This window comes from Kitasatospora arboriphila (genome assembly GCF_039528095.1).
GTDB classification, from domain to species: Bacteria; Actinomycetota; Actinomycetes; order Streptomycetales; family Streptomycetaceae; genus Kitasatospora; species Kitasatospora arboriphila.
Map to the genome: position 1 here is coordinate 17,627 of NZ_BAAALD010000113.1, position 5,428 is coordinate 23,054.

Annotated in this window: 5 protein-coding genes; 4 read left to right on the forward strand and 1 reads right to left on the reverse strand. The window is 79.2% G+C overall.

Annotated features, from left to right (window positions below; translation table 11 throughout):
* The first annotated feature begins 358 nt into the window (after positions 1–358).
* The 3 genes from ABD353_RS34725 (at position 359) to ABD353_RS34735 (ending at position 3,144) form a co-directional block, all read left to right on the forward strand.
* Positions 359–808 (forward strand): hypothetical protein, encoded by a 450-nt coding sequence (locus tag ABD353_RS34725; protein WP_344627694.1) that lies wholly within the window; start codon positions 359–361, stop codon positions 806–808.
* 43 nt (positions 809–851) lie between these two features.
* Positions 852–2,795 (forward strand): S9 family peptidase, encoded by a 1,944-nt coding sequence (locus tag ABD353_RS34730; protein ID WP_344627695.1) that lies wholly within the window; start codon positions 852–854, stop codon positions 2,793–2,795.
* Positions 2,796–2,988: 193 nt separating this feature from the next.
* On the forward strand, positions 2,989–3,144 hold the full coding sequence (locus tag ABD353_RS34735; RefSeq protein ID WP_344627696.1) for a hypothetical protein: 156 nt from the start codon (positions 2,989–2,991) through the stop codon (positions 3,142–3,144).
* A gap of 66 nt (positions 3,145–3,210) precedes the next feature.
* Here ABD353_RS34735 and ABD353_RS34740 read toward each other — a convergent pair whose 3' ends face one another.
* Positions 3,211–4,290 (reverse strand): alcohol dehydrogenase catalytic domain-containing protein, encoded by a 1,080-nt coding sequence (locus tag ABD353_RS34740; RefSeq protein WP_344627697.1) that lies wholly within the window; start codon positions 4,288–4,290, stop codon positions 3,211–3,213.
* 199 nt (positions 4,291–4,489) lie between these two features.
* On the opposite strand from ABD353_RS34740, the gene ABD353_RS34745 reads away from it, so the two are divergent.
* Positions 4,490–5,152, forward strand: a complete 663-nt coding sequence (locus ABD353_RS34745; protein ID WP_344627698.1) for a class I SAM-dependent methyltransferase — start codon at positions 4,490–4,492, stop codon at positions 5,150–5,152.
* Positions 5,153–5,428: the final 276 nt, after the last annotated feature.

The following is a 5,428-nucleotide window of genomic DNA, read 5'->3' on the forward strand; positions in this document are numbered from 1 at the left end:
CGTCGACGGACCCCGGCGCGCCGCCCGGCCGTCCGCGCCGGTGGACCGCGCGGGGAGGCGCGGCGAGCCGGCGGGTGCGGAACTCCGCGGTGGCGGGCGGGGGTTCGCCGAGCCGCCGGTCGGCCCCTTCGAGGGGAGGGGGTCGACCAGGCCCGGGCAGGAGCCCGGGGCACCCGAGCGGTTATCGGCCGCGCTCACTGCGGCCCGCCTCGCCGCACCACCGGGGCTGCGGACGGGCACCGCCGGCACGACGCTGGACGACTGGGTCGCCGAACGGCTCGGCCGGGACGGCGATCCCGGTGTCCCCTGGCCGCAGGCCCGCCCCGTCGCCACCGCGCTGGCCGACCTGCTGGTGCGGGTGCACGGACTGGGCGCCGCGCTGCGCGGCCTCTCCGCCGACCGGGTCCTCGTCGGACCGGACGGCCGACCCCTCCTGCTCGACCCGAGGCCGTACCCGGCGCCGCGGCCCGGCGCCGCCGTGCTCCACCGCGGCCCGTACGCCGACGACCGGCAGGCCCTCGGCGGACTGCTCTTCCTGCTCGCCACCGGCCGGCCCCCGCTGCTCGCCGAGGAGTTCCCCGAGGCCCGGGCCGGCACCCCGCCGGCCCCGCCCGCCGCGGCCCGGCTGCGGCGCTGGCTGGCCCTGGCCGCGCGCAGCGGCGAGAGCGCCCGCCGGCTCACCCCGGTCGTGCTCGGCCTCACCGCCGGCTCCTCCGCGGACCGCTGGCCGCCGCAGCGGGCACTGGCCGCACTGGCGGCCCTCGCCGAGCCGCCGTCCCCGCAGTCCCCGGGCGGCGCCGGCACCTGACCGCCGCCCGTCCCAGCCCCCGTACGGATCAGGAGAGCCGCCGATGAGCACCGTTGCCCGGAGCGCCGCCCAGGCGCTGCGCCGGTTCGGCTTCACCTTCGCCGCCGACGGCTCGCACGCTGCCTGCCTGGCCGCCGGCCCGGACGGCGGCTGCTACGCCGAGAGCTGGCGGCTGCCCGCCGACGGCTCCGCCGCGGAGCCCGTCCCGCTGCCGCCGCCGGGCGGCCGCACCGAGAGCCTGCGCTCCCAACTGGTGGCGCTCCCCGACGGCCGGGTGCTGGTCTGCCGGCACGACGGCGAGCGGCACGACCTCGTCCTGCTCTCGGCCGCGGCGGACGGCCGCGAGGAGCAGGTGGCCCGGCTGTGGCTGCCGGGGCTGCGGCTGCTGCCGCAGCCCGGCGGCGGCGCGGTCGCGCTCGGCACCGACGGACGGCCGGTCACCACGGTCTGGCGGATCGCCGCGGACGGCTCGCCGCCCGTCCAGGCCGCCGAGCTGCCCGGGATGTACGGCGGCGGCGTCTGGCTGGACACCGCCGGACGCCTGCTGGCCCTGGACCGGGTCGCCGAGGGGGCCGTGCGCACCGTCGTGCTGGACCTCGAACACGGCGCCGTCACCCCGCTGCTGGAGATCGCCGAGGGCAGCAACGACCGGCTGGTGCTGTTCGACCCGGCGAGCGGCTTCGGCCTCGTCCGCAGCGACGCGCCCGGTGCCGACCGGCTCGGGTGGGCGGTGCTCGGCGGCTCCGACCCGGTCCGCTTCCCGGAGTGCCTGCACCTGCCCGGCCCGGTGCCGCGGCCGGTCGCGCTCGCCCCCGGCGGGGCGGGCGATCCGCGGGTCGTGCTGCAGCTCGACCACGGCGCGGCCACCGCCCTCGCGCTCTGGCAGCCCTCCGCGGGCCGGCTGGACCGGCTGCCCGCCCCGCCCGGCCGGTTCGGCGAGACGGGCCACTGGTCGACGGCCGGCCTGCGGATCCCGTACTCGGCGCCGGACCGCCCGGCCGCCCTCGCCACCGTCGACGTCGACGCCCTGCTGGCGGCGGGCGGCACCGGCACCCCGGGGGCCGTCCCGCCGCCGCTGCCGCTGCAGCTCGCCCCGCTCGGCTCCGGCGCCGTGCACGGTGAGCAGCCGGCCGGGCCGGCCGGCGCGCACCCGCCCGGCTGGCGGGTGGACGGCTCGGCCGAACCCGGCGACGGCGGCAGCTGGCAGGGCGCCCGGCTGGTGCACCTCGGCGGCCCGGCCGGCCCGCTGGAGGCCGTGGTGTACGGCGGCGACTCCTGGCTGGCCGCCCCGCACCTCGTCCTCGCGCTGCACGGCGGGCCGGCCGACGCCTGGCGGCTGGAGTTCGACCCGGCGCTGCAGCGGATGGCCGGCCGCGGGACGGCCGTGGTCGCCGTCAACCAGCGCGGCTCCACCGGCTACGGGCCCGAGCACGAGGCGGCGATGCACGGCGCCTGGGGCGGCCCGGACCTCGACGACGTGCTGCACCTGCTGGACGGACTGGCCGAGCAGCGGGCCGCCCTGGGCCTGGAGCCGCCCGCCCTGTTCGGGCAGAGCTACGGCGCGTTCCTCGCCCTGCTGGCCGCCGCGCACGCCCCGGCCGGGCACCTCGCGCGGTGCGCGGTGGTGGCGCCCTTCCTGTCCGGCGCGCGGCTGCTCGCCGAGGCCGCCGAGCCCGTCCGGGCGATGTGCGAGCGGCTCGGCGGCGAGGCCGAGCCGCAGGACGCCCGCGGCCCGCGCGACGTGCTGCAGCTGGCCGGACGGCTGACGGCGCCGCTGCTGGTCGTGCACGGAGACCGGGACGAGGTGGTGCCGGTCGGGCAGTCCCGCACGCTCCGTCACGAGCTGCTGCGGCTCGGCCGGGCGGAGGGCACCGACTTCCGGTACGTGGAGGCCGCCGGGGCCGGCCACGACCTGCTGGCCGAGGAGGGCGCCGCCGTCCTGCACGAGCTGCTGGCGGGCTTCCTGCGCACCGGCAGACCGGCCTGAGGACGCGCCGGACGCCACCGAATCGGAGTGTGCCGTGCGCGGGCGGTGACCGCCCCGATAGGCTCGTACCCGATCCGGCCGCCGGGGCGGCCGGGGCCCCGGGTGCCGAACGCCCGGGCGGCCGGGCCGCCCAGTGCCCGGCCGGACGACGCTGCAACCGCAGTACCGCACCGCACGGAGAAGACAGAACCTGATGTCCGAAACCCTCACCGACACCACCGAGCACGACCGCACCGCGCCCGGCGCCGACGGGGCCGTGGCCGAGGACAACGGGCACGGCCGCCACCGTGGCACGACGGCGGCTGACGACCGCGCCGACGCCGACGCGCACGGCAAGCACCGCCGCTGACCTGCTCGCACGCCTGCGGCCCGGGGCTCCTGCCCCGGGCCGCAGGCGTTCCCGGCGGCGCGCGGCTCAGTCGAAGGTGATCACGGTGCGCAGGCCCTCGCCGCGGCGCATGCCCGCGACCGCCTCGCCGACCTCGGCGAGCGGCACCCGGCGGGTGACCAGCGCGGCCAGGTCGAGCCGCCCGGCCCGCCACAGCTCGACGACCCGGGCCGCGGTGCGGGCGACGTCACCGCCGCCGTACAGCGAGGGCAGCACCCGCTTCTCGTTGAAGAACAGCTCGCCGAGGCTGAAGGAGACCTTGTCGTCGCGGGCGCCGGCGCCGACCACCACGACGGTGCCGCCGCGCCGGGCGGCGTCGTAGGCGGCGCGGACGGTCTCCGAGCGGCCGACCGCCTCGACCACGCAGTCGTAGCCGCCGAGGGCGAGGCCCTCGGCGGCGGCCCGCAGGTCCTCCGGGGCGAGGGCGTCGGTGGCGCCGAGTGCGAGGGCCCGTTCGCGGCGGGAGGCGACCGGGTCGACCACGGTGACCCGGGCGGCGCCGCTGACCAGGGCGGCCTGGACGGCGGCCGCCCCGACCCCGCCGGCGCCGAGCACGGCGACGGTGGCTCCCGGCTCGATCCGGGCGGTGTTCACCACCGCGCCGAAGCCGGTGGTGACCCCGCAGCCGACCAGCGCGGCCAGCTCGAAGGGCAGGTCGGCGGGCACCTTCAGCACGGCGTCGGCGGCGACCACGGCCTCCTCCGCGAAGCTGCCGGTGCTGTAGAAGCCGTACGCGGCGGTGCCGCCGCCGAAGCGGAAGGTCGGCTCGGCGAGCCGCTTGAGGCTCGCGGTGCACAGGTGGGTCTCGCCGCGGGTGCAGAACGCGCAGCGGCCGCAGGGCGGCATCCAGCAGAGCACCACCCGGTCGCCCGGGGCGAGGCCGGTGACGCCCTCGCCGACCTCGGTGACCTCGCCGGCGCCCTCGTGGCCGGGCACGAACGGCGCGGGCTGCGGCAGGACGCCGCTCATCGCGGAGAGGTCGGAGTGGCAGAGCCCCGCCGCGCGCATCCGGACCCGGACGGTGCCCGGCCCGACGGCGACCGTCTCCACGTCCTCGCGGACCTCCAGCTCGTCCTGGCCGGTCTCGTGCAGGATCGCTGCGCGCATCGGTGCTCCCGTTCCCTCGTTGCCCTGGTCGGCCTGGACGGCCCGCGCACGCCCGCGTGCCGGGGGCGCTCGACGGCACGAGCGTACGGGCGCCGGGCGCGGACGCCGGGTGCCGGGCGCGGACCTGGGCGGCCTCCGGCGCCGGACGGTCGGGTAGGGTCCGCTGCACCCGTCCGTCCGCCCCGCAGGGAGCAGCAGCATGACCGACCGCCACGACGCGCCCGGCGCGGCCCGCCCGGAGCCCGAGGTGCTCAAGGCCTTCGAGTCGGCGACCGGCTTCATGCCGGTGGACGAGGGCCTCGCGCTGTACGCGGCGGCGGTGGAGGCCGCGGGGCGCACCGGGCTGCCGGTGCTGGAGATCGGCACGTACTGCGGCCGCTCGGCCGTGCTGCTCGCGGACGCGGCCCGCCGCACCGGCACGGTGGCGCTCACCGTCGACCACCACCGGGGCTCGGAGGAGCAACAGCCGGGCTGGGAGTACCACGACCCGACGCTGGTCGACCCGGAGGTCGGCCGGATGGACACCCTGCCGGTCTTCCGCCGGACGCTGTTCCACGCCGGGCTGGAGGAGCACGTGGTGGCCCTGGTGGGCCGCTCGCCGCAGATCGCCGCGCTGTGGGGCGGCCGGCTGGCGCTGGTCTTCATCGACGGCGGGCACACCGACGAGCACGCCACCGGCGACTACGAGGGCTGGGTGCCGCACCTGGCCGAGGACGGCCTGCTGGTGGTGCACGACGTCTTCCCGGACCCGGAGGACGGCGGGCAGGCGCCGTACCGGGTGTACCTGCGGGCGCTGGACGAGGGCTTCGAGGAGGTCTCGGTGACGGGGTCGCTGCGGGTGCTGCGGCGGACCGCCGGCTGACGGGACGGCCGGGCGGGCGGGCGCGGCGGGCACGATCCCGGGCGTTCCGCCGTCGTACGACACGGGGCGGTACCCACCGGGTGCCGTGCCGCGGCGCACCCGCGGTCTGTACGGTGTCGGACAGCAGTCGAACGGCTGGGCACGGCGCGGTGGGTGCAACGCGACTACGCAGCGGGGCGAGGGCAGGGGAATGACGGATCAGGACAACACGCCGCCGGCGGTCTGGGACCCGACCGCGCGCGGCGGTGCCGGCGGCTGGGTGCGGCGCAGGCCGGC

What these genes read in the sequence shown, in the direction of transcription:
- ABD353_RS34745 (WP_344627698.1), top strand. Translation starts at nt 4,490, where the DNA reads ATGACCGACCGCCACGACGCGCCCGGCGCGGCCCGCCCGGAGCCCGAG.
- ABD353_RS34735 (WP_344627696.1), top strand. Translation starts at nt 2,989, where the DNA reads ATGTCCGAAACCCTCACCGACACCACCGAGCACGACCGCACCGCGCCC.
- ABD353_RS34740 (WP_344627697.1), bottom strand. Translation starts at nt 4,290, where the DNA reads ATGCGCGCAGCGATCCTGCACGAGACCGGCCAGGACGAGCTGGAGGTC.
- ABD353_RS34730 (WP_344627695.1), top strand. Translation starts at nt 852, where the DNA reads ATGAGCACCGTTGCCCGGAGCGCCGCCCAGGCGCTGCGCCGGTTCGGC.